Annotated in this window: 23 protein-coding genes, 1 tRNA gene and 1 pseudogene; 19 read left to right on the top strand and 6 right to left on the bottom strand. The window is 71.1% G+C overall.

The window, feature by feature from the left end; all coding sequences use genetic code 11:
* Positions 1-71 precede the first annotated feature (71 nt).
* Both ACFWU9_RS09260 and ACFWU9_RS09255 read left to right on the top strand, forming a co-directional pair.
* The gene (locus ACFWU9_RS09260; protein WP_384315920.1) at positions 72-1,229 is read left to right on the top strand and encodes an acyl-CoA dehydrogenase family protein; all 1,158 of its coding nucleotides are present in this window, start codon (positions 72-74) and stop codon (positions 1,227-1,229) included.
* A 42-nt stretch (positions 1,230-1,271) separates the two neighbouring features.
* Positions 1,272-2,138, top strand: a pseudogene (locus ACFWU9_RS09255) (acyl-CoA thioesterase); the annotation flags it as partial.
* Between the two features lie 153 nt (positions 2,139-2,291).
* Here the strand turns inward: ACFWU9_RS09255 and ACFWU9_RS09250 are convergent.
* Positions 2,292-3,080 (bottom strand): phosphatase, encoded by a 789-nt coding sequence (locus ACFWU9_RS09250; protein ID WP_384315918.1) that lies wholly within the window; start codon positions 3,078-3,080, stop codon positions 2,292-2,294.
* Positions 3,081-3,270: 190 nt separating this feature from the next.
* Here ACFWU9_RS09250 and ACFWU9_RS09245 point away from each other — a divergent pair, with 190 nt between their 5' ends.
* Complete coding sequence (locus ACFWU9_RS09245; RefSeq protein ID WP_384315916.1) at positions 3,271-3,756, top strand: peroxiredoxin; 486 nt, start codon at positions 3,271-3,273, stop codon at positions 3,754-3,756.
* A gap of 34 nt (positions 3,757-3,790) precedes the next feature.
* Here ACFWU9_RS09245 and ACFWU9_RS09240 read toward each other — a convergent pair whose 3' ends face one another.
* Positions 3,791-4,408: a TetR/AcrR family transcriptional regulator gene (locus ACFWU9_RS09240; RefSeq protein WP_384315915.1), complete on the bottom strand. Its 618-nt coding sequence runs from the start codon at positions 4,406-4,408 to the stop codon at positions 3,791-3,793.
* An 88-nt stretch (positions 4,409-4,496) separates the two neighbouring features.
* Between ACFWU9_RS09240 and ACFWU9_RS09235 the strand changes: the two genes are divergently transcribed.
* The 5 genes from ACFWU9_RS09235 (at position 4,497) to ACFWU9_RS09215 (ending at position 10,895) form a co-directional block, all read left to right on the top strand.
* Positions 4,497-6,128 carry a carboxyl transferase domain-containing protein gene (locus ACFWU9_RS09235; protein WP_384315913.1) on the top strand — a complete coding sequence of 544 codons (1,632 nt, stop codon included), beginning with the start codon at positions 4,497-4,499 and terminating at the stop codon, positions 6,126-6,128.
* A gap of 88 nt (positions 6,129-6,216) precedes the next feature.
* Complete coding sequence (locus tag ACFWU9_RS09230) at positions 6,217-8,184, top strand: acetyl/propionyl/methylcrotonyl-CoA carboxylase subunit alpha (protein WP_384315968.1); 1,968 nt, start codon at positions 6,217-6,219, stop codon at positions 8,182-8,184.
* Positions 8,181-9,116 (top strand): hydroxymethylglutaryl-CoA lyase, encoded by a 936-nt coding sequence (locus tag ACFWU9_RS09225; protein ID WP_384315911.1) that lies wholly within the window; start codon positions 8,181-8,183, stop codon positions 9,114-9,116. Before ACFWU9_RS09230 ends, ACFWU9_RS09225 begins: the two co-directional genes overlap by 4 nt.
* 2 nt (positions 9,117-9,118) lie before the next feature.
* The gene (locus ACFWU9_RS09220; RefSeq protein ID WP_384315909.1) at positions 9,119-10,273 is read left to right on the top strand and encodes an acyl-CoA dehydrogenase family protein; all 1,155 of its coding nucleotides are present in this window, start codon (positions 9,119-9,121) and stop codon (positions 10,271-10,273) included.
* A 109-nt stretch (positions 10,274-10,382) separates the two neighbouring features.
* The gene (locus ACFWU9_RS09215; RefSeq protein ID WP_384315908.1) at positions 10,383-10,895 is read left to right on the top strand and encodes a hypothetical protein; all 513 of its coding nucleotides are present in this window, start codon (positions 10,383-10,385) and stop codon (positions 10,893-10,895) included.
* Here ACFWU9_RS09215 and ACFWU9_RS09210 read toward each other — a convergent pair.
* The 3 genes from ACFWU9_RS09210 to ACFWU9_RS09200 form a co-directional block, all read right to left on the bottom strand.
* Entirely contained in the window at positions 10,873-11,226 is a 354-nt protein-coding gene (locus ACFWU9_RS09210) for a VOC family protein (protein WP_384315906.1), read from the bottom strand. The genes ACFWU9_RS09215 and ACFWU9_RS09210 overlap by 23 nt on opposite strands.
* Before the next feature lie 154 nt (positions 11,227-11,380).
* Positions 11,381-12,070, bottom strand: a complete 690-nt coding sequence (locus ACFWU9_RS09205) for a lysophospholipid acyltransferase family protein (RefSeq protein ID WP_384315904.1) — start codon at positions 12,068-12,070, stop codon at positions 11,381-11,383.
* Positions 12,071-12,318: 248 nt separating this feature from the next.
* Positions 12,319-14,115, bottom strand: a complete 1,797-nt coding sequence (locus ACFWU9_RS09200) for a beta-N-acetylhexosaminidase (RefSeq protein WP_384315902.1) — start codon at positions 14,113-14,115, stop codon at positions 12,319-12,321.
* Between the two features lie 129 nt (positions 14,116-14,244).
* Between ACFWU9_RS09200 and ACFWU9_RS09195 the strand changes: the two genes are divergently transcribed.
* The 3 genes from ACFWU9_RS09195 to glmS all read left to right on the top strand — a co-directional run bounded on the left by ACFWU9_RS09195 (position 14,245) and on the right by glmS (position 17,443).
* Positions 14,245-15,135 (top strand): DUF4429 domain-containing protein, encoded by an 891-nt coding sequence (locus ACFWU9_RS09195; protein WP_384315900.1) that lies wholly within the window; start codon positions 14,245-14,247, stop codon positions 15,133-15,135.
* A gap of 89 nt (positions 15,136-15,224) precedes the next feature.
* A complete protein-coding gene (locus ACFWU9_RS09190) occupies positions 15,225-15,506 on the top strand; it encodes a hypothetical protein (protein ID WP_189107004.1) in 282 nt (93 codons plus the stop codon).
* A 107-nt stretch (positions 15,507-15,613) separates the two neighbouring features.
* Positions 15,614-17,443 carry a glutamine--fructose-6-phosphate transaminase (isomerizing) gene (glmS, locus tag ACFWU9_RS09185; protein WP_384315898.1) on the top strand — a complete coding sequence of 610 codons (1,830 nt, stop codon included), beginning with the start codon at positions 15,614-15,616 and terminating at the stop codon, positions 17,441-17,443.
* Between the two features lie 43 nt (positions 17,444-17,486).
* Here the strand turns inward: glmS and ACFWU9_RS09180 are convergent, their stop codons facing one another.
* Positions 17,487-18,008, bottom strand: a complete 522-nt coding sequence (locus tag ACFWU9_RS09180) for a universal stress protein (protein ID WP_384315966.1) — start codon at positions 18,006-18,008, stop codon at positions 17,487-17,489.
* Between the two features lie 340 nt (positions 18,009-18,348).
* Between ACFWU9_RS09180 and ACFWU9_RS09175 the strand changes: the two genes are divergently transcribed.
* The 8 genes from ACFWU9_RS09175 (at position 18,349) to ACFWU9_RS09140 (ending at position 25,932) form a co-directional block, all read left to right on the top strand.
* Positions 18,349-18,651, top strand: a complete 303-nt coding sequence (locus ACFWU9_RS09175) for a hypothetical protein (protein ID WP_384315896.1) — start codon at positions 18,349-18,351, stop codon at positions 18,649-18,651.
* A gap of 404 nt (positions 18,652-19,055) precedes the next feature.
* Complete coding sequence (locus tag ACFWU9_RS09170; RefSeq protein ID WP_384315894.1) at positions 19,056-20,276, top strand: GlxA family transcriptional regulator; 1,221 nt, start codon at positions 19,056-19,058, stop codon at positions 20,274-20,276.
* 10 nt (positions 20,277-20,286) lie between these two features.
* Positions 20,287-20,880: an oligoribonuclease gene (gene orn, locus ACFWU9_RS09165; RefSeq protein WP_384315892.1), complete on the top strand. Its 594-nt coding sequence runs from the start codon at positions 20,287-20,289 to the stop codon at positions 20,878-20,880.
* A gap of 104 nt (positions 20,881-20,984) precedes the next feature.
* A tRNA-His gene (locus ACFWU9_RS09160) sits at positions 20,985-21,057 on the top strand.
* A gap of 139 nt (positions 21,058-21,196) precedes the next feature.
* Positions 21,197-22,549, top strand: a complete 1,353-nt coding sequence (locus tag ACFWU9_RS09155; protein WP_384315890.1) for an extracellular solute-binding protein — start codon at positions 21,197-21,199, stop codon at positions 22,547-22,549.
* 5 nt (positions 22,550-22,554) lie between these two features.
* Positions 22,555-23,586, top strand: coding sequence for a carbohydrate ABC transporter permease (locus ACFWU9_RS09150; protein ID WP_384315964.1), 1,032 nt, complete (start codon positions 22,555-22,557; stop codon positions 23,584-23,586).
* Positions 23,583-24,476, top strand: coding sequence for a carbohydrate ABC transporter permease (locus ACFWU9_RS09145; protein ID WP_384315888.1), 894 nt, complete (start codon positions 23,583-23,585; stop codon positions 24,474-24,476). The genes ACFWU9_RS09150 and ACFWU9_RS09145 overlap by 4 nt, the downstream gene beginning before the upstream one ends.
* 31 nt (positions 24,477-24,507) lie before the next feature.
* Positions 24,508-25,932, top strand: coding sequence for a GH1 family beta-glucosidase (locus ACFWU9_RS09140; RefSeq protein WP_384315886.1), 1,425 nt, complete (start codon positions 24,508-24,510; stop codon positions 25,930-25,932).
* Positions 25,933-26,173: the final 241 nt, after the last annotated feature.

Genomic DNA, 26,173 nt, shown 5'->3' with positions numbered 1-26,173 from the left:
AAGAACTGAGCAAGCGCTTAGGTCTAGCGCTTCAGGCCGCTCAGACCACTCAGACCGAGGAGAGGGCTTCCGTGCGCCGTAGCGTGTACAACGAGGACCACGAGGCGTTCCGGGAGACTCTCCGCGCCTTCATCGAGGCCGAGGTCGTGCCGGTCTACGACGAGTGGTACGCCGAGGGGCTCGTCCCCCGCGAGTTCTACTACAAGCTCGGCGAGCTGGGCATCTTCGGGATCGAGGTGCCCGAGGAGTACGGCGGCGCGGGCGAGGAGTCGTTCAAGTTCCAGGCCGTCGTCTCCGAGGAGTGCGCCCGCGCGGGTGTCTCCTTCGGAGGGTCCAGTGTGCATGTCGCGCTCTGCCTGCCGTATGTGAAGGCGTACGCCACCGAGGAGCAGAAGAAGCGGTGGCTGCCCGGGTTCGTGACCGGCGAGACCATGTACGCCATCGCCATGACCGAGCCCGGCACCGGCTCCGACCTCGCGGGCATGAAGACGACGGCGAAGCTCTCCGCCGACGGCTCGCACTACGTGCTCAACGGTGCCAAGACCTTCATCACCGGCGGTGTGCACGCCGACCGCGTCATCGTCTGCGCCCGCACCGCGCCGCCGAGCCCGGAGGACCGCAGGCACGGCATCTCGCTCTTCGTGGTGGACACCGCGTCCGAGGGGTACGCGGTGGGCCGCAAGCTCGACAAGCTGGGCCTGAAGTCCTCGGACACCGCCGAACTCTCCTTCAGCGACGTCAAGGTGCCCGTCGAGGACCTGCTCGGCGAGGAGAACAAGGGCTTCTCCTACCTCGGCCAGAATCTGCCGCAGGAGCGCCTGGGCATCGCCGTAGGCGCGTACGCGCAGGCGTCGGCGGCCATCCGGTTCGCGCAGCAGTACGTGCAGGACCGCACCGTCTTCGGCAAGACGGTCGCCTCCTTCCAGAACACCAAGTTCGAACTGGCCGCCTGCAAGGCCGAGGTCGACGCGGCCGAGGCCGTCTGCGACCGCGCCCTCGACGCGCACGACAAGGGCGAGCTGTCCGCGGCCGAGGCCGCGTCGGCGAAGCTCTTCTGTACGGAGGTCGCGCACCGCGTGATCGACAAGTGCCTTCAACTGCACGGCGGGTACGGCTACATGAACGAGTACCCGATCGCCCGCCTTTACGCGGACAACCGCGTCAACCGCATCTACGGCGGCACGAGCGAGGTCATGAAGATGATCATCGCCAAGTCGATGGGCCTGTAGGTCCGCGGGACCGCGCGTGAGCACCGGGGACACGATCAGCCCATGAACGCACTGGAGTCCCTCCTCGAACTGCTCGACCTGGAGCGGATCGAGGAGGACATCTTCCGCGGTGTCAGCCGCTCGGCCGCGATCCCGCGCGTCTACGGCGGCCAGGTCGCCGCGCAGGCCCTGGTGGCCGCGGGCCGTACCGTCCCCGCCGACCGCTCCGCCCACTCCCTGCACTCGTACTTCCTGCGGGCGGGCGATCCGGGCGCGCCGATCGTCTACACGGTCGACCGCATCCGCGACGGCCGGTCCTTCACCACGCGCCGGGTGGTGGCCGTCCAGCACGGGAAGCCGATCTTCCATCTCTCGGCGTCCTTCCAGGCGTACGAGGAGGGCCTGGAGCATCAGGCGCCCATGCCGCCGGCGACCGATCCGGAGTCGCTTCCGACGGCCGCCGAGACGCTGCCGCGCTACGCGGACCGGTTCGTGGACCCGTCCGTCGCCGACCGGCTGCTGGAGGCACGGGCCGCGGTGGATCTGCGGTACGTCGACGCCCCGCCGTACGCGACGGCCGGGCAGCCGCGCGAGGCGCGCTCGCAGGTGTGGTTCCGCACGGTGGGCAAGCTCGCCGACGACCCGCTGCTGCACGTCTGTCTGGCGACGTACGTCTCCGACATGACGCTGCTCGACTCGGTGCTGCTCGCGCACGGCAGGGGCGGCTGGGCGGTGGGTGACATCGTCGGGGCGAGCCTGGACCACGCGATGTGGTTCCACCGCCCCTTCCGGGCGGACGAGTGGCTGCTGTACGACCAGACGTCGCCGTCCGCGTCCGGCGGCCGGGGGCTCGGCCAGGCCCGTATCTACACGCAGGACGGACGGCTGGCGATCTCGGTGATCCAGGAGGGCGTCATGCGCGTGCCCAGGGAGTCCGGGGCCTCTCGCGCGGGCTCCGGGATCGGTGGCGGGAGCTCCGGGGCCTCCGGCGCGGGCTCCGGGCCGGGGCGCGACTGAGCCCGGCCGCTGTCCGTGTCCTCAGCGCCGGGCTGCTGTGGTGCCGTGGTGGTGCCGGTCGGCCGCTCAGACGGTGTTGGTGAGGCCGGCCGCGTTCAGCAGGTACTCCGTCATCGGGTCGTAGAAGCGGGGGTCCGTCACATGGTCGTCCAGCGGGACCGTCACCTGAAGGGTGCCCTCGGCCTCGCCGATGAACAGGGCCGGGTCGTTGCAGTCCGCGTACCCGATCGAGTCGAGGCCGCGCTGCCCCGCGCAGCCCGCCCAGCCGTGGTCGGCGAGCACCAGGTCCGGCTGCGGTCTGCCGTCGCGCTCCAGGCCGTCCAGGATGGCGCGCATCGGTTCGGGCGAGTGGGTGTGCCAGAGGGTGGCCCCGCGCTCCAGCATCGCGACACCGGCGAACTGGAAGACCATGCCCTCGTCGGCCGTGAGACCGCCGGGGATCCGGACGATCTCGCAGCCGGCCAGCCGCAGCGCGTCCGCCGTCTGACGGTGGACGTCCAGCAGCCCGCCGGGGTGACCGGTGGCGAAGAGCACGCTCTCGCGGGCGTCCGCCGCCTTGCGCAGCCGCGCCGCCATCCGTTCCAGGGCGTCGACGGTCAGTTCGGGATCGATGGTGTCCTGGCCGTGCCGGTGCTCCGGATCGTCGTTGACGCCGCACCGCTCGGCCATCACGGCGAGCACGTCCTGCTCGTCCGTCCAACGGTCGCCGAGCTCGAGGCCCAGCCAGAAGTGGCGGTCGCCGTTGGCGAGCTTGCGGTAGTGGGAGAGGTTGTTGTCCCTGGGAGTGGCCACGTCTCCGGCGATACGCGTACGGACGAGGTGGTCGACGAGAGCTTCGCGGCTGGGTATCGGCATGAGCCCATTGTGCCGTCAGATGTACGCGTCGGGCCGCTCGTCCCGGTGACTGGACTCGCCCGGCCCTGTCCGGGAGGGCCCGCGCGGCCGGAGAAATCCGGCGGAGCGCGGCGAGTGACGAGCGGGGAACGACCCGTAGGACCACGGAGTGCGCGGACAGCCGCGCACCCTGATCAGCGAGGAGCCTCTTGTGGCAGCGACAGCCGGTCTCGGCCTTCCCCCGGAGAATTTCACCCTGCCCGGCGGGGTGCTCGACGGGGACGACACCTTCGTACGGAGGGAGTACCGCCTCGACGAGCAGCGCGGCCGTCCACTCGTCCTGGCCTTCTACCCCGGTGACGACACCAGTGTCTGCACCAAGCAGATGTGCTCGTACTCCAGCGGTCTTGAGACGTTCACCGAACTGGGCGCCCAGGTGTGGGGCATCAGCCCGCAGGACGTCGACAGCCACGAGGGGTTCGCCCGTAAGCACCGGCTGCGCATCCCGCTGCTCGCCGACACCGGCCGGACGGTGGCGCGGGCGTTCGGGATCGCCGCCCCCGGGATCGGGCTGCGCCGGTCGGTCTTCCTGATCGCGCCGGACGGCACGCTGCACTGGAAGCACGTGGCGCTGTTCGGAGCGCGGTTCCAGGCGGTGGAGACGCTGGCGGGGCAGCTCGCCGGCCTCCGGGCCTGAGGTACCGCCGGCGGCAGCCGGCCGGGCCCCGCCCTCACAGACGCGCCGAGCCGTCCTCCTCCTCACCGAGGGCGGCGAACGCGCCGTGCGCCAAGCGCCGCAGGAGCGTTTCCGCGACCGCGCGCCGGGGTGTGCCGCGCCCGGTGGGGCTCAGATGCGGGGTCGAGTTCAGCAGGCCGAAGACCGCGTGCACGGCGCCGCGCGCCACCGGCTCGGGCAGATCCTGGTGGATGTCGCGGACGACACCGACCCAGAGCTCCACGTACTGCCGCTGAAGCTGCCGCACGAGCTTGCGGTCGCTGTCCCTGAGCCGGTCCAGTTCGCGGTCGTGCAGCGTGATCAGCGGGCGGTCGTCCAGCGCGAAGTCGATATGGCCGTCGATCAGCGAGGCGAGCACGGCCTCCGGGTCACCGGTCGTCGCCGCCACCCGCTTCCTGCCGCCGTCCAGCAGCCGGCCGCTGATGCCGACGAGCAGTTCGGCGAGCATGGCGTCCTTGCCCGCGAAATGGCGGTACAGGCCCGGCCCGCTGATACCGACGGCCGCCCCTATCTCGTCCACGCCCACGCCGTGGAAACCGCGCTCCGCGAAGAGCCTGGCGGCCTCGTTGAGGATCTGCTCGCGGCGCGTCGGGGCCGCGGTCCTGGTGCTCATGGAAATCCATTCTAGACAGGACGGTTAGCGGTCGTTAACCTGAGACCGTAACGTTAACGCTTATTAACCGTGCGAGGGAGCTCGACCGATGCAGCAGGCACCCGTGCTGGCGAGCGCCGCCGACCCGGCCGCCGAGTCCTGGCGCGTCAACGAGTCGGCGCATCAGCGGCTCTCCGACGCCCTGCGCGACCGGCTCGCCGCCGCCCGGCTGGGCGGCGGCGAGAAGTCCCGCGCCCGGCACGTGGCGCGCGGGAAGCTGCTGCCCCGCGACCGGGTGGACACGCTGCTGGACCCCGGCTCGCCCTTCCTGGAGCTGGCGCCGCTGGCGGCGGAGGGCATGTACGGCGGCCAGGCGCCCGCGGCCGGGGTGATCGCCGGGATCGGCCGGGTCAGCGGCCGAGAGGTGGTCGTGGTCGCCAATGACGCCACGGTCAAGGGCGGGACGTATTACCCGATGACGGTGAAGAAGCATCTGCGCGCCCAGGAGGTCGCGCTGGAGAACAGACTGCCGTGCGTCTATCTCGTGGACTCGGGCGGCGCCTTCCTCCCGATGCAGGACGAGGTCTTCCCCGACCGCGACCACTTCGGCCGGATCTTCTACAACCAGGCGCGGATGTCCGGCGCCGGAATCCCCCAGATCGCGGCCGTCCTCGGCTCCTGCACGGCGGGCGGCGCGTATGTGCCCGCGATGAGCGACGAGGCGGTGATCGTCCGCGGCCAGGGCACGATCTTCCTCGGCGGCCCGCCCCTGGTGAAGGCGGCGACGGGCGAGGTCGTCACCGCCGAGGAGCTGGGCGGCGGCGAGGTCCACTCGCGTACGTCGGGGGTGACCGACCATCTCGCCGAGGACGACGCGCACGCGCTGCGGATCGTCCGTACGATCGTCTCGACGCTCCCGGAGCGCGGTCCGCTGCCGTGGCGGGTCGAGCCGGTGGAGGAGCCGAAGGTCGACCCGATGGGGCTGTACGGGGCGGTGCCGGTCGACTCGCGCACTCCGTACGACGTCCGCGAGGTCATCGCCCGGCTGGTGGACGGCTCGCGGTTCGCGGAGTTCAAGTCCGAGTTCGGTACGACCCTGGTGACCGGCTTCGCCCGGGTCCACGGCCACCCGGTGGGGATCGTCGCCAACAACGGCATCCTGTTCTCCGAATCGGCCCAGAAGGGCGCGCACTTCATCGAGCTGTGCGACCAGCGCGGCATCCCGCTGCTCTTCCTCCAGAACATCTCGGGGTTCATGGTCGGCAAGGCGTACGAGGCGGGCGGTATCGCCAAGCACGGCGCGAAGATGGTGACGGCCGTGGCGTGCGCGCGCGTGCCGAAGCTCACCGTCGTGGTCGGCGGTTCCTACGGCGCGGGGAACTACTCGATGTGCGGCCGGGCCTACTCCCCCCGCTTCCTGTGGATGTGGCCCAACGCCAAGATTTCCGTCATGGGCGGCGAGCAGGCGGCCTCGGTCCTCGCGACGGTCAAGCGCGACCAGATCGAGGGGCGCGGCGAGGAGTGGCCGGCCGACGAGGAGGAGGCGTTCAAGGACCCGGTGCGCGCGCAGTACGAGACACAGGGCAACGCCTACTACGCGACGGCGCGGCTCTGGGACGACGGGGTGATCGATCCGCTGGAGACCCGCCAGGTGGTGGGTCTCGCGCTGACGGCCTGTGCCAACGCCCCGCTTCCCCAGAAGGACAGCACCGCCCCCGGCTTCGGCGTCTTCCGGATGTGAGTGACACATGACCTCCCTGCACACCACCAGCACCGCGCGTACGACCACCGCGCCCACCCCCACCGTTCGAGCGGCGGCTCCGGGCGGCATGTTCGACACGGTCCTCGTCGCGAACCGGGGCGAGATCGCGGTCCGCGTCATCCGTACGCTGCGCGCGCTGGGCATCCGTTCCGTCGCGGTCTTCAGCGACGCGGACGCGGACGCCCGGCATGTACGTGAGGCGGACACCGCCGTCCGGATCGGTCCGGCGCCCGCGTCCGAGAGCTATCTCGTGAGCGGCCGCCTCCTGGAGGCCGCCGCCCGTACGGGCGCCCAGGCCGTCCACCCGGGCTACGGCTTCCTCGCGGAGAACGCGGCCTTCGCGCAGGCGTGCGCGGACGCCGGTCTCGTCTTCATCGGGCCGACGGCATCCGCGATCTCGCTGATGGGCGACAAGATCCGCGCCAAGGAGACCGTCGCCGCCGCCGGTGTGCCGGTGGTGCCCGGCTCGTCCGGCAGCGGACTGACCGACGACCAACTGGCCGAGGCGGCCAGGGAGATCGGGATGCCGGTGCTCCTGAAGCCGTCGGCGGGCGGCGGCGGCAAGGGCATGCGGCTCACCCGCCTGGAGTCGGCCCTGCGCGACGAGATCGCGGCGGCCCGGCGCGAGGCCCGCGCCTCCTTCGGCGACGACACGCTTCTGGTCGAGCGCTGGATCGACCGCCCCCGCCATATCGAGATCCAGGTGCTCGCCGACGGGCACGGCAATGTGATCCATCTCGGCGAGCGCGAGTGCTCGTTGCAGCGCCGGCACCAGAAGATCATCGAGGAGGCGCCGTCCGTCCTGCTCGACGAGAAGACCCGGGCGGCGATGGGCGAGGCCGCGGTGCAGGCGGCGCGCTCCTGCGGCTACCGGGGGGCGGGGACGGTCGAGTTCATCGTCCCGGGCGACGACCCCGGTTCGTACTTCTTCATGGAGATGAACACCCGTCTCCAGGTCGAGCACCCGGTCACCGAGCTGGTCACCGGTCTGGATCTGGTGGAGTGGCAGCTGCGCGTCGCCGCCGGTGAGCGGCTTCCGTTCACCCAGGAGGACATCACCCTCACCGGGCACGCCATCGAGGCCCGGATCTGCGCGGAGGACCCCGCGCGCGGCTTCCTCCCCTCGGGCGGCCGGGTGCTGTCGTTGCGCGAGCCGGACGGCGACGGCGTACGCACGGACTCGGGCCTGAGCGAGGGCACGGAGGTCGGGAGCCTGTACGACCCGATGCTGTCGAAGGTGATCGTGCACGCCCCGGACCGGGCGACGGCGCTGCGCCGACTGCGGGCGGCGCTGGCGGAGACGGTGACGCTGGGCGTCCCGACCAACGCCGGCTTCCTGCGGAGGCTGCTGGCCCACCCCGCCGTGGTGGCGGGCGAGCTGGACACCGGCCTGGTGGAGCGGGACGCGGACGCGCTGGTGCCGGGGGACGTGCCGGTGGAGGTGTACGAAGCGGCGGCGGCGGTACGGGAGTCGGAGCTGGCCCCCGCGCCCGCCACCGGGTCGGGCGGCGGCTGGACCGACCCCTTCTCCGTACCGAACGGCTGGCGGATGGGCGGCATGACCGTGCCGGTCACCCACCATCTGCGTGTCGCGGGACATGAACCGGTCACCCACCGGCTGCTCGGCGGTGGCCCGCCGCTTGTGGAGCCCGGCCGGGTCACCGTCACGGTGGACGGGAGGACCCACACGTTCCACCGGGCGGACGGCTGGCTCGGCAGGGACGGCGACAGCTGGCACGTACAGGACCATGATCCGGTCGAGGCCGCGCTGCTCGGCGCGGCCGGCGCGGCGGGGCTCGACGCGCTCACGGCCCCGATGCCCGGCACGGTCACGGTCGTGAAGGTGGCCGTCGGGGACGAAGTCGTCGCGGGCCAGGGCCTGTTGGTGGTCGAGGCGATGAAGATGGAGCACGTCGTCTCGGCCCCGCACGGGGGCACCGTCACGGAGCTCGACGTGGTGGCGGGCTCCACCGTCGCGATGGACCAGGTGCTGGCCGTGGTCGCGCCGACCGCGGTCACCGAGGAGGAGAGATGACACTCCCCATGACCGTCATGGACGAGGGTCTGCCGACCCGGATCCGGATCCATGAGGTGGGCGCGCGCGACGGCCTCCAGAACGAGTCGACGATCGTCCCCACCGAGATCAAGGCCGAGTTCATCCACCGCCTCGCCGCCGCCGGGCTCACCACCATCGAGGCGACGAGCTTCGTCCACCCCAAGTGGGTGCCCCAACTGGCCGACGCGGAGCAGCTGTTCCCGATGGTGCGCGATCTCGAGAGCGTACGGCTGCCCGTCCTCGTGCCGAACGAACGGGGACTGGACCGCGCGCTGGCCCTCGGCGTCCGTCAGGTGGCCGTCTTCGCCAGCGCGACCGAGTCCTTCGCCAAGGCCAATCTGAACCGGTCCCTGGACGAGTCGCTCGCCATGTTCGAGCCGGTCGTCGCCCGCGCCCGCGAGGAGCGCCTCCATGTCCGGGGCTACTTGTCGATGTGCTTCGGCGACCCGTGGGAGGGGCCCGTCCCCGTCGACCAGGTGGCCCGCGTCGTCAGGGCCCTGGTCGACATGGGCTGCGACGAGGTGAGCCTCGGGGACACGATCGGTGTCGCCACCCCCGGCCATGTGCAGAGCCTGCTCGCCACGCTCATCGAGGAGGGTGTGCACGTCTCCAGGATCGGGGTGCACTTCCACGACACGTACGGCCAGGCACTCGCCAACACCTTCGCCGCGCTCCAGCACGGAGTGACGACCGTCGACGCGTCGGCGGGCGGCCTCGGCGGCTGCCCGTTCGCGAAGAGCGCCACCGGAAATCTCGCCACCGAAGACCTCCTGTGGATGCTGCAAGGCCTCGGTATCTCCACCGGGGTCGATCTCGGCCTGCTCACCGCCACCAGCGCCTGGATGGCCGGCCAGTTGGGACGACCCAGCCCCTCGCGCACCGTAAGCGCCCTCTCCCACAAGGAGTCCTAGCCATGACCCTGGACCACCGGCTCTCCGACGAGCACGAGGAACTGCGCCGTACCGTCGAGGCGTTCGCTCAGGACGTCGTCGCACCCAAGATCGGCGACTTCTACGAGCGGCACGAGTTCCCCTACGAGATCGTGCGCGAGATGGGGCGGATGGGCCTGTTCGGCCTGCCCTTCCCCGAGGAGTACGGCGGCATGGGCGGCGACTACATGGCGCTCGGCATCGCCCTGGAGGAGCTGGCCCGCGTCGACTCGTCGGTGGCCATCACCCTCGAAGCGGGCGTCTCGCTCGGCGCGATGCCGCTGCACCTCTTCGGTACGGAGGAGCAGAAGCGGGAGTGGCTGCCGCGCCTGTGCTCCGGTGAGGTCCTCGGCGCCTTCGGGCTGACCGAGCCCGAGGCCGGCTCGGACGCGGGCGGCACCCGCACCACGGCCGTACGGGACGGCGACGAGTGGGTCATCAACGGCTCGAAATGCTTCATCACCAACTCCGGCACGGACATCACGGGCCTGGTCACGGTCACCGCGGTCACCGGCCGCAAGGAGGACGGCCGCCCGGAGATCTCCTCGATCATCGTCCCGTCCGGCACCCCGGGCTTCACGGTCGCGGCCCCGTACTCGAAAGTCGGCTGGAACGCGTCGGACACCCGCGAGCTGTCCTTCTCGGACGTCCGGGTGCCGCTGGCGAACCTGCTCGGCGCGGAGGGCCGGGGTTACGCGCAGTTCCTCCGCATCCTGGACGAGGGCCGCATCGCGATCTCCGCGCTGGCGACGGGCCTCGCCCAGGGCTGTGTGGACGAGTCGGTGAGATACGCGAAGGAGCGGCACGCCTTCGGCCGTCCGATCGGCGCGAACCAGGCCATCCAGTTCAAGATCGCCGACATGGAGATGCGGGCGCACATGGCCCGCCTCGGCTGGCGCGACGCGGCCTCCCGCCTGGTGCACGGCGAGCCCTTCAAGAAGGAGGCGGCACTGGCGAAGCTCTACTCCTCGACGGTCGCGGTGGACAACGCCCGCGAGGCCACCCAGATCCACGGCGGCTACGGCTTCATGAACGAGTATCCGGTGGCCCGCATGTGGCGCGACTCCAAGATCCTGGAGATCGGCGAGGGCACGAGCGAGGTCCAACGCATGCTGATCGCAAGGGAGCTGGGCCTCTAGGGCCGGTCCGGCGGGACGGCCGCGACGGGACGGGACGGCCGCGACGGGACGGCCGGCGACTCTCGCCGAGTGGCCGCGCCGGATACGGGCCCTGTGATGTGCTGCGCCCATGAATGGCGTTCTCTCCACTCTGGTGGCTGTCCTCGGCACGATTCTCGGCGTGGTCGTCACCCACCTGTTCCAGCGCACCTCCTCGGAGCGCGCTCAGAACTTCGCGCTGGGCCAGCAACTCCGCGCGGAGCGCCTCACCGTCTACAGCGACTTCGCCGGCGCTGTCACCGAGCTCCGCCGAGGTCAGCAGGACCGCTGGCACAGGAGGCGTGAAGACCCGGAAAGCTCCCATCACTTCGAGGCGCGCACCGAGTCCTACCGCCTGCGCGGGGTGGCCCTGCACGCGTTGTTCCGTGTGCAGCTCATAGCCGACTCCCCGGAGGTGGTCGACGCCGCGAGGGACGCGTACGAGAAGACGTCCGCCCTCCACCAGGCCGATGATCAGCAAGGACTGCGCGCCAACGGGGAGCTGGCCCGAGAGCGCCTGGAGCAGTTCATCGTCCTCGCGTCCACGGATCTGGGGGTGAGCCCGGACGCGAGGCCCACCCTCAGCGGTGGCTCAGCACGTTGACGACCCGGCCGCCCGGGTCTCGGACGAAGAAGCGGCGGACGCCCCACTCCTCGTCCTGGAGCGGGTGCACGATCTCCGCGCCGCTCGCCCGCACCGCCGCGTAGGCCGCGTCCACGTCGTCCACCTCGACGCTCATGTCGGCGACGACGGGCCCCGTCATGTCATGGGTCAGAAGGCTCACCTGCGCGCCCGGTGTGGAGGGTGAGGCGAGGGTGAGGATCCAGCCCTGGTTCATGACCTCCTCGAAACCCAGGAGGCCGTAGAACTCCCGGCTCCGCTCCTGCTCCTCGGCCTTCACATGGAAGTTGGGCACCACGCGGCGCACGGACATCACTGACTCCTTCGGGACGACGGACGCGGCTGTCCTTCCCACTCTCCCGCACCGGTCGGACACCCGCCCCGTACGGCGCGGCCGACATCTCGCCGCGGCCGTCGGGAAGACCCGGAAAGTCGCGTGGTCCACGCCGAGTTGCCGTGCGCGTCGGTCAGCCGGCGGCGCCGACCGGGACCCGGGACGCCGACCGGCCCGCCGGCACGCCGTGCGAGTGCGCGGCGGTGGACCACGCGGCGGTGACCGCGCCGTGGGCCTGCGCGGTGGCGGTCCCCGGGTCGCCCGTCAGCCGCAGCGGGGGCCCGATGTGCACCCGCAGGTCCGGGCGGCGCAGGGGCGCTGTCGCCAGCCCCGCGAGTTGCCCGACGACCCCGCCGGAGGTGACGCGCCGGGCGCCGCTCTGCCCGAGGGGGACGACCGGGGCGCCGGTCGCGGTGGCGAGCCGGGCCAGGCCGGTACGGAAGGGCCGGGGAGGGAGCTCGGTGGCGTCGCCGCCGTCCGGGATGCCGCCCTCGCCGTAGATGAGTACGGTGCGGCCACGCGCGAGCGCCGCCGCCGCGTCGTCGAGACAGCCGGCGGCCCGTGGGTCGGCGCGCCGGACGGGGACGTGCCCGCCGCGGGTGAGGGCGCGCCCGAGGAGCGGTACGCGCCACAGCCCCGCCGCCGCCATCACGACGGGCTCGACGCCCAGTCGGCGCAGCGCGGCGAGGACGATCGCGGGGTCGCTGAGCGAGGTGTGGTTCGCGGCGACGATGCTGCCGGGAGCCAGCTCCGCCCCGGCGTCCAGCGTGACCGTGAGGCGGCCGAAGAACGGCACCAGTGCGGCGGCTGTACGGCTGAGCATGAGGGGCCTCCGGTGTCGACGAACGGGCGGTGGTTCCCATGGTCACCTGGGGCGCGGCCGACAGCGTGAGTATCCGTACTCACCGACCCGCGCCACAACGACCCATCCCAACCACCGCGCCCACCCCAGCAGTTGGCCACCGCCCGACGAGCAGTCCGGTCGTCCCGCCGAGGGTGCCGGGACCGGCGGGCGCCCGCGCTCACGCACGGTCCCTCTCGGGCGCCCGCCTGCTCGTCAGTGCCCCCGGCTCACCGGGATCCGCCCGTCCCCGGCCACGGCACGACCGGCGACGGGTAGTAGTCGATCCCCAGGGCCGTCATCCGCGGGCCCTGTGACGCCAGCCGTTCCTTGTACGTGTCCCAGTCCCGCGCCGACTGCGGGGACCAGCCGATCTCCGCGACACCGGGCAGCCTCGGGAACGCCATCCTCTCGATGTTGTCGCTGGTCGACAGGGTCTCCGACCAGAGCGGCGCCTCGATTCCCAGCACCGCGCCCGGGGCGACCCCCGCGTCGGCGAGATAGGTGGCCGGGTCCCAGTCGTAGGAGCGGTCCACCTCCACGAGACCGGCCCAGCTCTGGCCGAGGTCGGTGTTCCGGTCGTACTTCATGTCGAGGTAGACCCGGTCGGCCGGCGACAGGACCAGCTTCGTGCCGGCCTTCGTCGCCTCGGCGACCTGGGCGCGCTCGGCGGCGCCCGTGGCGTCGTAGCCCCAGTACTGCGCGACCGCGCCCTTCACCGGGTCGGCGCCGGTCAGCTGGTGCCAGCCCACCACCGTCTTGCCGTAGGCGCCCACGACCGCCTGGGTCCGCCGCATGAACTCCACATAGTCCTCGTGGCTGGTGGAGTGCGCCTCGTCGCCGCCGATGTGCAGATATCTGCCGGGCGTCAGGGCGGCCAGCTCGCGCACCACGTCGTCCACGAAGTCGTAGGTGATCTCCTTCGTCGCGCAGAGCGAGCTGAAGCCGACGGAGGTGCCGGTGTAGAGCGGCGGCGCGACGCCGTCGCAGTTCAGCTCGGCGTACGAGGCGAGCGCCGCGTTCGTGTGGCCCGGCATGTCGATCTCCGGGACGACCTCGAGATGGCGGGAGGCGGCGTAACGCACCAGCTCGCGGTACTGGGCCTTGGTGTAGTACCCGCCGGGACCGCCGCCGACCTGGGTCGAACCGCCGTACGTCGCGAGGCGCGGCCAGGAGTCGATCGCGATGCGCCAGCCCTGGTCGTCGGAGAGGTGCAGATGCAGGGTGTTGATCTTGTAGAGCGCCAACTGGTCGATGTAGCGCTTGACCTGCTCGACACCGAAGAAGTGCCGTGAGACGTCGAGCATCGCGCCGCGGTAGGCGTAGCGCGGCTTGTCGGTGATGGTTCCGCCGGCGATCCTCCAGGGCCCACGTTGCCGGCTGTCGCGCTCCACGGAGGCCGGTAGGAGCTGGCGAAGTGTCTGGACGCCGTGGAAGAGCCCGGCGGGCTCGCGGGCGGTGAGGGTGACCCCGTCACGGTCCGACTCCAGACGGTAGCCCTCGTCGCCGAGCGCCCGGTCGCGGTCGCCGGAGGCCAGCCGCAGCCGGATCCCGTCGTCGCCCCGGCCGCCGTGGCCCCGGTCCCGGCGGTCGTCGCTGATCCGCAGGTCATAGCCGGTGGAGGGCCGCAGCACCCCCGCCAGATAGGTGCCGACGCTCCGTACCTCGCGCGAGCCGTCGACCCGGATGCGGGTCGAGCCGGTGAGGGTGTACGGCTTCCCGCCCGGCCGCACCGAGGCGGGTACGGGCACGACGTCGCCGAGCGGCCGGACGTCCTGGGCGGCTCCGGCCGCCGTACGCCAGCCGCCACCGCCCCCACCGCCTCCGCCGCCGCCCGCACCACCGCCGCCCCCGTCTCCGGGGTCCGCGGCGGCGACACCGCCGGAGGCGGCCACGCAGGAGAAGAGGGCGACGGCGACGAGCAACGGCGCGCGCAGTCGCCGGGACGCGGGTGAGGCGACGGGCGTGCGGGACGCGAGAGGTGTGGGGGACGTGGGGGACGTGGGGGATGTTCCGTGCTGTCTCACAGGCTTGGCCCCTTCAGGGAATTCAGGACTGTGGTGCGGAGCAACCGAACCTCCCCATCGGACCCCAACGCCCCATCAGTGGTCAAGGTGTAGACCATTCTTCGGCGCCTCGGTGGAACAATCGGCGCCATGGCGGAAATCATCCAGAAGGACGGTACGTGGACCTTCGACGGCGACACCGTGCGGATCGTGCCCGGCAGCGACAAGCGTGTGAGTCCGCTGCGCAAGTCGCTCGGTGAAGTCGCCGTTCCACTCCGGGCGTTGGCGGGCATCACCTTCGAGCAGGGCCGTAGGTCGGGGCGGCTCAGGCTGCGGCTGCGTGACGGCGCCGACCCGCTGACGAGGGTCGCCGGGGGAAAGCTGGACGAGGGCTCGGACCCGTATCTGCTGACGGTGGAGAACGACCGTACGGGCGTCGCCGAGTACTTCGTGGACGAGGTGCGCAACGCCCTGCTGCTGGACGAGGTCGAGTCGGGTCCGACCGACCGCTATCTGCTGCCCGGCCCGTCCCTGCCGATCACGATGGGCGCCGGCGACGGGACCGCGAGCTTCGACGGCGAGCAGATCCGGCTGGAGTGGAACTGGAAGACGGAGGAGTCCAAGTCCTCACGGGGTATGACGACGCTCACGATCGACGACGTGGACGGCGTGGAGTGGCGGCCGAGCGCCGGGATGGAGAACGGCTTCCTGCGCTTCGTCGTCGGCCGGGGCAATTCCCCGGCGCCCAAGTACGACCCGCACGCCGTGGAGCTGTACGGCTTCCGGAAGGACCCGCTGATGGCGCTGGTGGCCGCCGCCGTGGTCGCCCGGCTTCCGCATCCGAACGCCGCGCCGTCGGCGGGCCCCGATCTCACCAAGGCACTCGACGGCGCCGTCCCGGGCCCCCGGCCGGCCGCGAGCGGTGACGATCATGACGCGCTGCTGCGCAGGCTGCGTGAGCTGGGCGAGCTGCACCAGGCCGGGATCCTCACGGAGGAGGAGTTCACGACCGCCAAGCAGGCGGTGCTGAAGCGTCTCTGAGGGACCCCTCGCAAGAGATCATGGGTACTCCTGCCCGGATTCGGGCAGGATTCTTGCAAAGAACCTCCTTGCACCCGCAGTATCTACGGGTGCTCGAACGCCGTTCACCGTCGTCCCACGACGACCTCGTCGACCATCTGGTCCGCAGCACCGCGCTCCCGCGCGGCGAGGCGGCCCGGGTGATTCTGGACGTACTGGCGTATTTCGACGAGACCGCCGAAGAGTTCGTCCGGCGCAGACACCGCGAGCTCCAGGCCGGCGGCGCCGCGAACCCGGAGATCTTCGAGCGGATCGCGGCGGAACTGCCGCACCGCGCGGTGGCTCCGCCGGAGCTGTCCCTCAGGCAGCTCCGGCGGATCGTCTACGGCTGAAGCCCCCGGGACGTGGCGCCGGAAGGCTCCGGGGCCGTGAGGCCGTACCCGTCCATGGACGGCGGCCGGGCACACCACTGGACATTGGCGGAGAGGCAGAGACTGATATGTGCGGAATCGTCGGTTACATCGGAAGGCGTGACGTCGCTCCACTGCTGCTTGAGGGCCTGCAGCGGCTGGAGTACCGGGGCTACGACTCCGCGGGCCTGGTCATCACCAACAAGCCGGCCGCGGGCAGGTCCGCGGGGCTGAAGATGGTCAAGGCCAAGGGCCGCGTGCGTGAGCTGGAGTCCCGTGTCCCCAAGCGCTTCTCCGGCACCACCGGCATCGCGCACACCCGCTGGGCCACCCACGGCGCCCCGAGCGACCACAACGCGCATCCGCATCTCGACCCGGAGAGCAAGGTCGCCGTCGTCCACAACGGCATCATCGACAACGCCACCGAACTGCGCGTGAAGCTGGAGGCCGACGGTGTCGTCTTCCTCTCCGAGACCGACACCGAGGTCCTGACCCATCTCATCGCGCGCTCACAGGCCGAGACGCTGGAGGAGAAGGTCCGCCAGTCGCTGAAGCTGGTCGAGGGCACGTACGGCATCGCCGTGCTGCACGCCGACTTCGCGGACCGTATCGTCGTCGCCCGCAACGGCTCCCCCGTCGTCCTCGGCATCGGCGAGAAGGAGATGTTCGTCGCGTCCGACGTCGCCGCGCTGGTCTCCCACACCCGCCAGGTCGTCACCCTCGACGACGGCGAGATGGCCACCATCAAGGCCGACGACTTCCGTACGTACACCACCGAGGGCTCGCGCACCTCGGCCACGCCGACCACCGTGGAGTGGGAGGCCGAGTCGTACGACATGGGCGGCCACGACACGTACATGCACAAGGAGATCTCCGAGCAGCCCGACGCCGTGGACCGGGTGCTGCGCGGCCGGATCGACGACCGGTTCTCGACCGTGCACCTGGGCGGCCTCAACCTGGACGCACGCGAGGCCCGGGGGGTGCGGCGCATCAAGATCCTCGGCTGCGGCACCTCGTACCACGCGGGGCTCATCGGCGCCGGGCTGATCGAGTCCCTGGCGCGGATCCCGGCGGACGCCGAGCCCGCGTCCGAGTTCCGCTACCGCAACCCGGTCGTGGACCCCGACACGCTCTACATCGCCGTGTCGCAGTCGGGCGAGACGTACGACGTGCTGGCCGCGGTGCAGGAACTCAAGCGCAAGGGCGCGCGGGTGCTCGGCGTGGTCAACGTCGTCGGCTCGGCGATCGCCCGCGAGACCGACGGCGGTGTGTACGTGCACGCGGGCCCGGAGGTCTGTGTCGTCTCCACGAAGTGCTTCACCAACACGGTGGTGGCCTTCGCGCTGCTCGCGCTGCACCTGGGCCGGATCCGCGATCTGTCCGTCTCCGACGGCAAGCGGATCATCACCGGGCTGCGTGAACTGCCCGCGCAGATCGCGGAGATCCTCCGGTCCGAGGCGGAGATCAAGAAGGTCGCGGAGGAGTACGCGGACTCCGCGTCGATGATGTTCATCGGCCGGGTACGCGGCTATCCGGTGGCGCTGGAGGCCTCGTTGAAGCTCAAGGAGATCTCGTACATCCACGCCGAGGCCTATCCGGCCTCGGAGTTGAAGCACGGTCCGCTCGCGCTCATCGAGCCGGCGCTGCCGACGGTCGCGATCGTGCCCGACGACGACCTGCTGGACAAGAACCGGGCGGCCATGGAGGAGATCAAGGCGCGCAGCGGCCGTATCCTCGCGGTCGCGCACCGGGAGCAGCCGAAGGCCGACCACACGATCCTGGTGCCGAGGAACGAGCCCGAGCTGGACCCGATCCTGATGGGCATTCCGCTCCAACTGCTCGCCTACCACACGGCGTTGGCGCTGGGCCGGGACATCGACAAGCCGCGCAACCTGGCGAAGTCCGTGACGGTGGAGTAGCCGTGACGGCGCGTCAGCCGCGCCGCCACGGCACGACCCGGGGCTAGGGGATGACCACGACGGGCCGTTGGGCCCGTCGTGCCAGCCGGCCCGCCACCGAGCCGAAGATGCGTCCCACGATGCCGTGCGTGGAGCCGACGACGATCGCGTCGGCCGAGTACTCCTGGCCGACCTCTTCGAGTTCGTGGCAGATGTCGCCGCCGCGCTCGACGAGGATCCACGGCACCTCGGAGAGGTAGTCGGCGCAGGCCAGTTCGAGACCGAGCACCTCGGTGCGGTGGTCCGGCACATCGACGAAGACCGGCGGCTCGCAGCCCGCCCAGACGGTGGTGGGCAGCCGGTTGGCCACATGCACGATGATCAGGGCGGATCCGAGTCTGCGGGCCATTCCGATGGCATAGGCGAGCGCGCGCTCGCTGGACGTCGACCCGTCGAATCCGACGACCACTCCGTGCCGGAAGGCCGGGTCGCAGGAGTGGCGTGTCTCTTCCGCCGCTTGCAGGTCCGACGCGTGGTCGGTCAACTGCTCGCGGTCAGCGGGTTCGGGGATCTCGTGACCGGCCATCGATGTCTCGGCGAGGAAGGTCCTTGTGTGAAGGAGCAACAATTGACGGGGCAACGGAGCTGTGTCTGGGAATCATCTTCCCAACCCCTTACCCGTAAGGGTACGGCGACATTCCTCTTCTGCCCAGGCGTGACCGTCGCACACGCGACGTATCAGGGGAGCATGCCCGAGCCCGTCGGGGATCGCAACGCCGGATGGCTCGTACACAAGGACGCGAGGGGCGGGCCACCCGGGGGGTGGTAAGTGACCGGACGACCGGACGCCTCGTTGATCATGGGTCCCCCGTAGTCGACGCAGTCAATCCAGTCACCACAGCCACCCCCGTAACCAGGGAGCTCACGTGTCCGTACGACCGCACCACCACGCCTCCCCCTCGGGGCCGGAGTCCGCGTCGGCCGCCGCCACCGAGTCCGCGAGCGATGTGGTTCGCTGGGCCGCCTTCAGCTGTGTGCTCGTGCCGGTGGTGCTTGTCGTGTTCGGGACGTCCGTCGGCGGAGCGGCCGTGCCCGCGCTCGGCCTGCTCGCCGTGACGGCCGTCTGCCGACTCCTGCTGCGCCGCTCGGAGCGCTCCCTCCGTGCCCAACGTACGGCGGGTAACACCAGGCCCCAGGGGGCGCATCGAGGCGCGCGCGCCCATGACTGAAGCGCGCCGGGCGACTTACGCTTCCGGGCCCGCACACCCGTAAGTTTTCAGCCAACTTCACCCCTGCGACCGATCCTTGGCGAAATGGCCTGCCAACCCCCTTGTCACCAGGGCAGAGAGGTCCTTTCCGGCCGCGAAGGGCCTACGGGGACGGGCCATGCGCGTGAGGCGCACTTCCCTGTGGGCCGTGGGAGTGGAACGCTTCGTGATCGAATGCTTCGCGCCAAGTTGCCTTGTCGACATAGCGCCGGATGGAGAACTTGTCACGCCGGCACCACGGGACACAGTAGATTCGATCATGAGTAGCGAACAGTGGGGTCCCGTGCAAAACCGAGGGGAATCGTGCAGGAGCGAAAGACCCGACACGAACGGGGAGACGCGAACACCGAGGGGGGCTTAGCGCCATGAGCCAGGACTCCATTGCCGCACCGGAGTCAGCACGGAAGCTTTCCGGCCGCCGCCGCCGGGAAGTCGTCGCAGTGCTGCTGTTCAGTGGCGGGCCCATCTTCGAGAGCTCCATCCCGCTCTCCGTGTTCGGTATCGACCGTCAGGACGCCGGGGTTCCGCGATACCGGCTGCTCGTGTGCGGTGGGGAGGACGGTCCGCTGCGCACCACCGGCGGGCTCGAACTCACCACGCCCTACGGCCTGGAGGCGATCGGCAGAGCGGGCACCGTGGTCGTACCGGCCTGGCGGTCCATCACCTCGCCGCCGCCGCCCGAGGCACTCGACGCGCTGCGCCGCGCGCACGAGGAAGGCGCGCGGATCGTGGGACTGTGCACCGGCGCCTTCGTCCTCGCGGCGGCCGGCCTGCTGGACGGCCGGCCGGCGACCACGCACTGGATGTACGCGCCGACGCTCGCCAAGCGGTATCCGTCCGTCCATGTGGATCCGCGCGAACTGTTCGTCGACGACGGCGATGTGCTCACCTCCGCCGGCACCGCGGCCGGAATAGACCTGTGTCTGCACATAGTGCGTACGGATCACGGGACGGAGGCCGCCGGGGCACTGGCGCGCAGGCTCGTCGTCCCGCCGCGGCGCAGCGGCGGTCAGGAGCGCTATCTGGACAGGTCTTTACCAGAGGAGATCGGCTCCGACCCGCTCGCCGAGGTCGTGGCCTGGGCGCTGGAGCATCTGCACGAGCAGTTCGACGTGGAGACCCTGGCCGCCCGCGCCTATATGAGCCGCAGGACGTTCGACCGCCGTTTCCGTTCGCTCACCGGCAGCGCGCCGTTGCAGTGGCTGATCACACAGCGCGTGCTCCAGGCGCAGCGGCTGCTGGAGACCTCCGACTACTCGGTCGACGAGGTCGCCGGCCGCTGCGGCTTCCGCTCGCCGGTGGCGCTGCGCGGGCACTTCCGGCGTCAGCTGGGCTCGTCCCCCGCCGCGTACCGGGCCGCCTACCGGGCCCGTCGTCCGCACGGGGACCAGCTCGCGCCGGCGACGGTGGAGCAGGCCGTACCGGTCCAGGCCCCCTCGGGGGCCAGACGGACCGCGGCGGCGGCGGCCCCGTCCGGTGCCACGACGGCCTCGTCGCCGGTGCCGGAGCCGGTCAAGTCCTACTCGGAGGCCTTCGCCTCCGGCCAGGGCCGCCCGAGCCTGCCGGGTCAGCGGAGCGCACCGTAGGGTAAGGCGCATGAACGATCGAATGGTGTGGATCGACTGCGAGATGACCGGGCTCTCGCTGACGGAGGACGCACTCATCGAGGTGGCCGCCCTGGTCACCGACTCGGAGCTGAACGTGCTCGGCGAAGGGGTCGACATCGTCGTGCGTCCCCCGGACGCGGCGCTGGAGACGATGCCCGAGGTGGTGCGGCAGATGCACACCGCCTCGGGCCTGCTCGACGAGCTGGCCGGGGGCACCACCCTCGCCGACGCCGAGGAGCGGGTGCTGGCGTACGTACGGGAGCATGTGAAGGAGCCGGGGAAGGCGCCGCTGTGCGGCAACACGGTCGGCACCGACCGCGGCTTCCTGCTGCGGGACATGCCGGAGCTGGAGGGCTACCTCCACTACCGGATCGTCGACGTCTCGTCGATCAAGGAGCTGGCCCGCCGCTGGTACCCGCGCGCGTACTTCAACAGCCCGGAGAAGAGCGGCAACCACCGGGCGCTGGCGGACATCCGCGAATCCATCGCGGAGCTGCGCTACTACCGCGAGGCGGTCTTCGTCCCGCAGCCCGGCCCGGACTCGGACACGGCGAAGGCGATCGCGGCGAAGCACGTGCTCTGACGCGGGCGGGGGTCCCCGGGCGCCGCCGAAACCCGTGCGCGAGCACCCTCGCGGAGGCTGTACACTTTTTCTCGGCCGGTCGGGTACAGGATTGACCGGACATGGTGGGTATAGCTCAGCTGGTAGAGCACCTGGTTGTGGTCCAGGATGTCGCGGGTTCAAGTCCCGTTACTCACCCTGACGAATGAAGGGCCGGTTCGCGCGAGCGGACCGGCCCTTCGTCGTGTCGCCGCCCGGTCCCTTGACACTCCTCATGCGAGCGGAGACTCTCGACCCAGCCATGGGAGCGCTCCCATAGCGGTCGAGGGAGGACGTCATGCGCACACATTCCCGTGCGTCCCGCCGGATGGCGGGCCTCGTGGCCGCCGTCGTGCTCGCGGGCGGGGCGGCGGCCGGGTGCGCCGAGGACCCGCCGGAGCCGGGCGTCGCCGCCGTGAGCGGTGGGGGCACGAGCGGTGGTGTCGACGGGGGGAGCCGGGGGACCACGCTCACCGTGGGCGTCTTCGGGGCCTTCGGTCTCAAGGAGGCCGGGCTCTACGACGAGTACATGAGGCTCCACAAGGACGTTGTTGTCAGACAGACCTCCATCGAGCGGAACGAGAACTACTACCCGCAGCTCCTCACCCACCTGGGCAGCGGCAGCGGGCTCGCCGACATCCAGGCCGTCGAGGTCAACAACATCGCCGAGATCACCGCCACCCAGGCCGGCAGGCTCGTGGACCTGGGCCGGACCGAGGGCGTACGGAAGGACAGCTTCCTGCCCTGGAAGTGGTCGCAGGCCACCACCGCCGACGGGCGGACCGTAGGCCTCGGCACGGACATCGGGCCGCAGGGGATCTGCTATCGCAAGGACCTGTTCGCCAAGGCGGGGCTGCCCACCGACCGTACGGCCGTCGGGAAGCTGTGGGCGGGCGACTGGCGCAAGTACCTGGCGGCCGGGAAGCGGTACAGGGCGAAGGCGCCCGAGGGGACGGTCTTCGTCGACTCGGCGGCCGGGGTGATGGCGGCGATCACCGGCGGGAACGAGAAGCGGTTCTACGACACCGGCGGCAAGGTCGTCTACAAGACCAACCCGGCGGTACGGCAGGCCTGGGACACCGCCGCCGAGTTCGCGCGCCAGGGGCTGACCGGCAGGCTCCAGCAGTTCACCCCCGCGTGGGACCAGGGCTTCGCCAACGCGACGTTCGCGACCGTCTCCTGCCCCGCCTGGATGCTCGGCTACATCCAGGACAAGGCGGGCGCCGCCGGCAAGGGCAAGTGGGACGTGGCGACCGCGCCCCGGCCGAGCAACTGGGGCGGCTCCTTCCTGACCGTGCCCAAGGCCGGGAAGAACACGGCCGCCGCCGCCCGGCTCGTCGCCTGGCTGACCGCCCCCGAGCAGCAGGCCAAGCTCTTCGAGAGGCGCGGCAGCTTCCCGAGCGCCCGCGCCGCGTACAGCCTGCCGGCGGTCTCCGAGGCCCGGCACGCCTACTTCGGCGACGCGCCCATGGGACGGATCTTCGCGGGCGCGGCGGAGGGCGTGCCCGTCCAGATCGTGGGTCCGAAGGACCTGATCATCGCCCAGAACCTCGCGGACGTCGGCATGCTCCAGGTCGACCAGAAGGGCAGGTCGTCGAAGCAGGGCTGGGACGCGGCGGTCAAGGCGATCGACAACGCGCTGGACCGGTGAGCGACATGGCGGGCGTGGCGGGAGACGCGACGACGACGGTCCCCTCCGGGTGGGAGGGCACCGCCGCCCGGCCCACGCCGCCCGGCGCCGACGGCACGGGCCGGGACGGGCGCGACGAGCGGAGACGGGAGCGGCGCCGGCGGTGGCACCACAGGGATCTGACGTGGAGCCCGTACGCCTTCGTCGCGCCGTTCTTCCTCTTCTTCGCCGTCTTCGGGCTCTTCCCGCTCCTCTACACCGGCTGGGCCTCGCTGCACCGGGTCGAACTCACCGCGCCCGGCGACATGGAGTGGGTCGGGGCGCGCAACTTCTCGCGGCTGCTGCACGACGACTTCTTCTGGAACGCGCTCCAGAACACCGTGACCATCGGACTGCTCTCGACCGTCCCGCAGTTGCTGATCGCGCTCGTCCTCGCGCAGCTGCTCAACCAGCGGCTGCGCGGCTCGATGTTCTTCCGGGTGGCCGTCCTCACGCCGTACGCCACGAGTGTCGCGGCGGCCACGCTGGTCTTCGTCCTGCTCTTCGGCCGCGACCACGGAATGATCAACTGGGGCCTCGGGCTGGCCGGACTGGACGCGGTCGACTGGCAGAACGGCACCTGGACGTCCCAACTGGCCGTCTCCACCATCGTCGTATGGCGCTGGACCGGCTACAACGCGCTGATCTATCTGGCGGCGATGCAGTCGATCCCCGACGAGCTGTACGAGTCGGCGGCGCTCGACGGGGCCTCGCCGCGCCAGCAGTTCCTGCATGTCACGGTGCCGTCGCTGCGGCCCACGATCCTCTTCACCTGCGTCGTGTCGACCATCGGCGCGACCCAGCTCTTCGGTGAGCCGCTGCTGTTCAGCGGCGGCGCGGGGGCGACGGGCGGCTCCGACCACCAGTTCCAGACGCTGGGGCTCTATCTGTACGAGCAGGGCTGGGTGAATCTGCATCTCGGCCGGGCCTCCGCGATCGCCTGGTCGATGTTCCTGATCCTGCTGATCATCGGTGCGGTGAACCGGCTCGTCGCCCGCCGGCTGCGGAGGAGCTCATGACGCCGGGGAAGCGCACCACGACGCGAGGCACCGACCCCCGACGCACCACGGCCCGGCGCGGCGCCGGGACGCACCGGCACGCGGGCCGGATCACCTACGCCGTACTGGCCCTGTTCGCCGCTGGCTCGCTGTTCCCCCTCGTCTGGACGGCGATCGCCGCGTCCCGCAACACCACCCGGCTCGCGCAGACTCCCCCGCCCTTCTGGTTCGGCGGCAATCTCCTGCGTAATCTCCGTATCGCCTGGACCGACGCCAACATGGGTACGGCGCTGTTCAACACGGTCCTGGTGGCGGGCGCCGTGGCCGCCGGGACGGTCCTGTTCTCGACGCTCGCCGGCTTCGCCTTCGCCAAGCTCCGCTTCCGGTTCAGGGGTCCGCTTCTGGCGCTGGTGATCGGCACGATGATGGTGCCGCCCCAGCTCGGTGTCGTACCGCTGTACATGCTGATCGCCGAGCTGTCCTGGACCGACCGGCTCCAGGCCGTCGTCCTTCCGACGCTGGTCAGCGCATTCGGGGTGTTCTTCATGCGGCAGTATCTGGTGCGGGCGCTGCCGACCGAGCTGATCGAGGCGGCGCGGGTGGACGGCGCGAGCAGCTGGCGCGTGGTGTGGCACGTCGTCTTCCCGGCGGCGCGGCCGGCGATGGCGGTGCTGGGGATGCTGACCTTCGTGATGGCCTGGAACGATTTCTTCTGGCCGATCATCGCGCTCACCCAGAACGGCAACCCCACCGTGCAGGTGGCGCTCACCGGTCTCGGCCGCGGCTACATTCCCGACCAGTCGGTGATCATGGCCGGCGCCCTGCTCGGTACGCTGCCGCTGCTGCTGGCCTTCGTGATCTTCGGCAAGCATATTGTCGGTGGCATCATGACCGGTGCGGTCAAGGGCTGACCGCGCGTTTCTCCCGACCCGGAGCGCACCCATGTCCCTCACCTTCCCGTCCGACTTCCTATGGGGCACCGCCACCGCCGCCTACCAGATCGAGGGCGGCGCGCGGGAGATCGGCCGCACCCCGTCGATCTGGGACACCTTCAGCCACACCCCCGGCAAGGTCGAGAACGGCGACACCGGTGACACCGCCGCCGACCACATCCACCGCCGGGCCGAGGACGTGCGCCTCATGGCGGACCTCGGCGTGAACGCGTACCGCTTCTCGGTCTCCTGGTCGCGCGTCCAGCCCATCGGACGCGGCCCGGCCGTCCAGCGCGGTCTCGACTTCTACCGCAAGCTCGTCGACGACCTGCTGGAGCGCGGCATCCGGCCCGTGCTCACCCTCTACCACTGGGACCTGCCGCACGATCTGGAGACGGCGGGCGGCTGGCCGGTGCGGGAGACGGCCTTCAGGTTCGCGGAGTACGCGCGCATCCTCGGGGACGCGCTCGGTGACCGCGTCGACCGCTGGGTGACCCTCAACGAGCCCTGGTGCAGCGCCTTCCTGGGGTACGCCTCCGGTGTGCACGCACCCGGCCGTACGGACCCGGTGCTCGCGCTGCGGGCCGCGCACCATCTGAACCTCGGCCACGGTCTCGCCACGCAGGCGCTGCGGACGGTGCTGCCCAGACGCGCGCAGGTGACCGTCTGCCACAACGCGGCGGCGATACGGGCCCGTTCGCACTCCCCGGAGGACCTGGACGCGCGGCGCCGGATCGACGCCCTGGCGAACCGGATCTTCACCGGGCCGATGCTGGCGGGCGCGTACCCCGAGGACCTGTTCAAGGACACCGCGCGGATCACCGACTGGTCCTTCGTCAGGGCCGACGACGCCGCGACGATCCATCAGCCGCTGGACTGGCTGGGCGTCAACTACTACACACCGCACCTGGTGTCGGCCGCGACCGGCACCGGCGCGGACGCCGACCGCCGGGACACCCGGGGCCTCGCGCCGCGGACGGCCGAGAAGTCGCCGTGGCCCGGCGCGGAGTCCGTGACGTTCCATCAGCCAGCGGGCGAGGTCACCGAGATGGGCTGGTCGGTCGACCCGACGGGGCTGTACGACGTGCTGATGCGCTACACCCGCGAGGCACCCGACGTACCGCTGGTGATCACGGAGAACGGCGCGGCGTACGACGACAGGCCCGACGCGGACGGTGTGGTGCACGACCCGGACCGGATCCGGTTCCTGCACGGGCATCTGGCAGCGGCGCACCGCGCGATGGCCGACGGGGCCGACGTACGCGGCTACTTCCTCTGGTCGCTGCTGGACAACTTCGAGTGGGAGCGGGGCTACGGGAAGCGCTTCGGCGCGGTGCACGTCGACTACGAGACGCAGTCGCGTACGCCCAAGTCCAGCGCCCGCTGGTACGCCCGGCTGACGGAGACGGGCGTACTGCCCGACCCGCCCGCCTGACGGGGCGCGCCCCGGCCGGGTGGGGGGTCGGACGGCCGGCCGGGACGCGGCGGGGTGGCGACCGGTGGGGGACGGCAGCCGTGCGGTCGGTGCGCTCTCGCGTCAGCACGCTAGTGCCCCCGATCCGGACAAGCCGCCGATTACGGACGGGTGTCGGTGTTCTTGAGCTCCCCTTAAGGAACCATTGGGAGCGGATTAATGGTCGGTCGCCGTACCGGCCCACCGCACCCGCCGCCCGCAC

This window comes from Streptomyces sp. NPDC058653, from assembly GCF_042716895.1.
GTDB lineage: Bacteria > Actinomycetota > Actinomycetes > Streptomycetales > Streptomycetaceae > Streptomyces.
The sequence above is the reverse complement of the archived record's forward strand: the minus strand, read 5'-3'. Positions and strand labels throughout refer to the sequence as shown.

Bases quoted from the DNA above. Each gene is read 5' to 3' on its own strand.
- ACFWU9_RS09210 (WP_384315906.1), bottom strand. From the start codon at position 11,226: ATGTCCGTGCGCCGCGTGGTGCCCAACTTCCATGTGAAGGCCGAGGAG.
- ACFWU9_RS09240 (WP_384315915.1), bottom strand. From the start codon at position 4,408: ATGAGCACCAGGACCGCGGCCCCGACGCGCCGCGAGCAGATCCTCAAC.
- orn (WP_384315892.1), top strand. From the start codon at position 20,287: ATGAACGATCGAATGGTGTGGATCGACTGCGAGATGACCGGGCTCTCG.
- ACFWU9_RS09180 (WP_384315966.1), bottom strand. From the start codon at position 18,008: ATGGCCGGTCACGAGATCCCCGAACCCGCTGACCGCGAGCAGTTGACC.
- ACFWU9_RS09220 (WP_384315909.1), top strand. From the start codon at position 9,119: ATGACCCTGGACCACCGGCTCTCCGACGAGCACGAGGAACTGCGCCGT.
- ACFWU9_RS09170 (WP_384315894.1), top strand. From the start codon at position 19,056: ATGAGCCAGGACTCCATTGCCGCACCGGAGTCAGCACGGAAGCTTTCC.
- ACFWU9_RS09140 (WP_384315886.1), top strand. From the start codon at position 24,508: ATGTCCCTCACCTTCCCGTCCGACTTCCTATGGGGCACCGCCACCGCC.
- ACFWU9_RS09235 (WP_384315913.1), top strand. From the start codon at position 4,497: ATGCAGCAGGCACCCGTGCTGGCGAGCGCCGCCGACCCGGCCGCCGAG.
- ACFWU9_RS09150 (WP_384315964.1), top strand. From the start codon at position 22,555: ATGGCGGGCGTGGCGGGAGACGCGACGACGACGGTCCCCTCCGGGTGG.
- ACFWU9_RS09225 (WP_384315911.1), top strand. From the start codon at position 8,181: ATGACACTCCCCATGACCGTCATGGACGAGGGTCTGCCGACCCGGATC.
- ACFWU9_RS09145 (WP_384315888.1), top strand. From the start codon at position 23,583: ATGACGCCGGGGAAGCGCACCACGACGCGAGGCACCGACCCCCGACGC.
- glmS (WP_384315898.1), top strand. From the start codon at position 15,614: ATGTGCGGAATCGTCGGTTACATCGGAAGGCGTGACGTCGCTCCACTG.
- ACFWU9_RS09155 (WP_384315890.1), top strand. From the start codon at position 21,197: ATGCGCACACATTCCCGTGCGTCCCGCCGGATGGCGGGCCTCGTGGCC.
- ACFWU9_RS09230 (WP_384315968.1), top strand. From the start codon at position 6,217: ATGTTCGACACGGTCCTCGTCGCGAACCGGGGCGAGATCGCGGTCCGC.
- ACFWU9_RS09215 (WP_384315908.1), top strand. From the start codon at position 10,383: ATGAATGGCGTTCTCTCCACTCTGGTGGCTGTCCTCGGCACGATTCTC.
- ACFWU9_RS09195 (WP_384315900.1), top strand. From the start codon at position 14,245: ATGGCGGAAATCATCCAGAAGGACGGTACGTGGACCTTCGACGGCGAC.
- ACFWU9_RS09250 (WP_384315918.1), bottom strand. From the start codon at position 3,080: ATGCCGATACCCAGCCGCGAAGCTCTCGTCGACCACCTCGTCCGTACG.
- ACFWU9_RS09205 (WP_384315904.1), bottom strand. From the start codon at position 12,070: ATGCTCAGCCGTACAGCCGCCGCACTGGTGCCGTTCTTCGGCCGCCTC.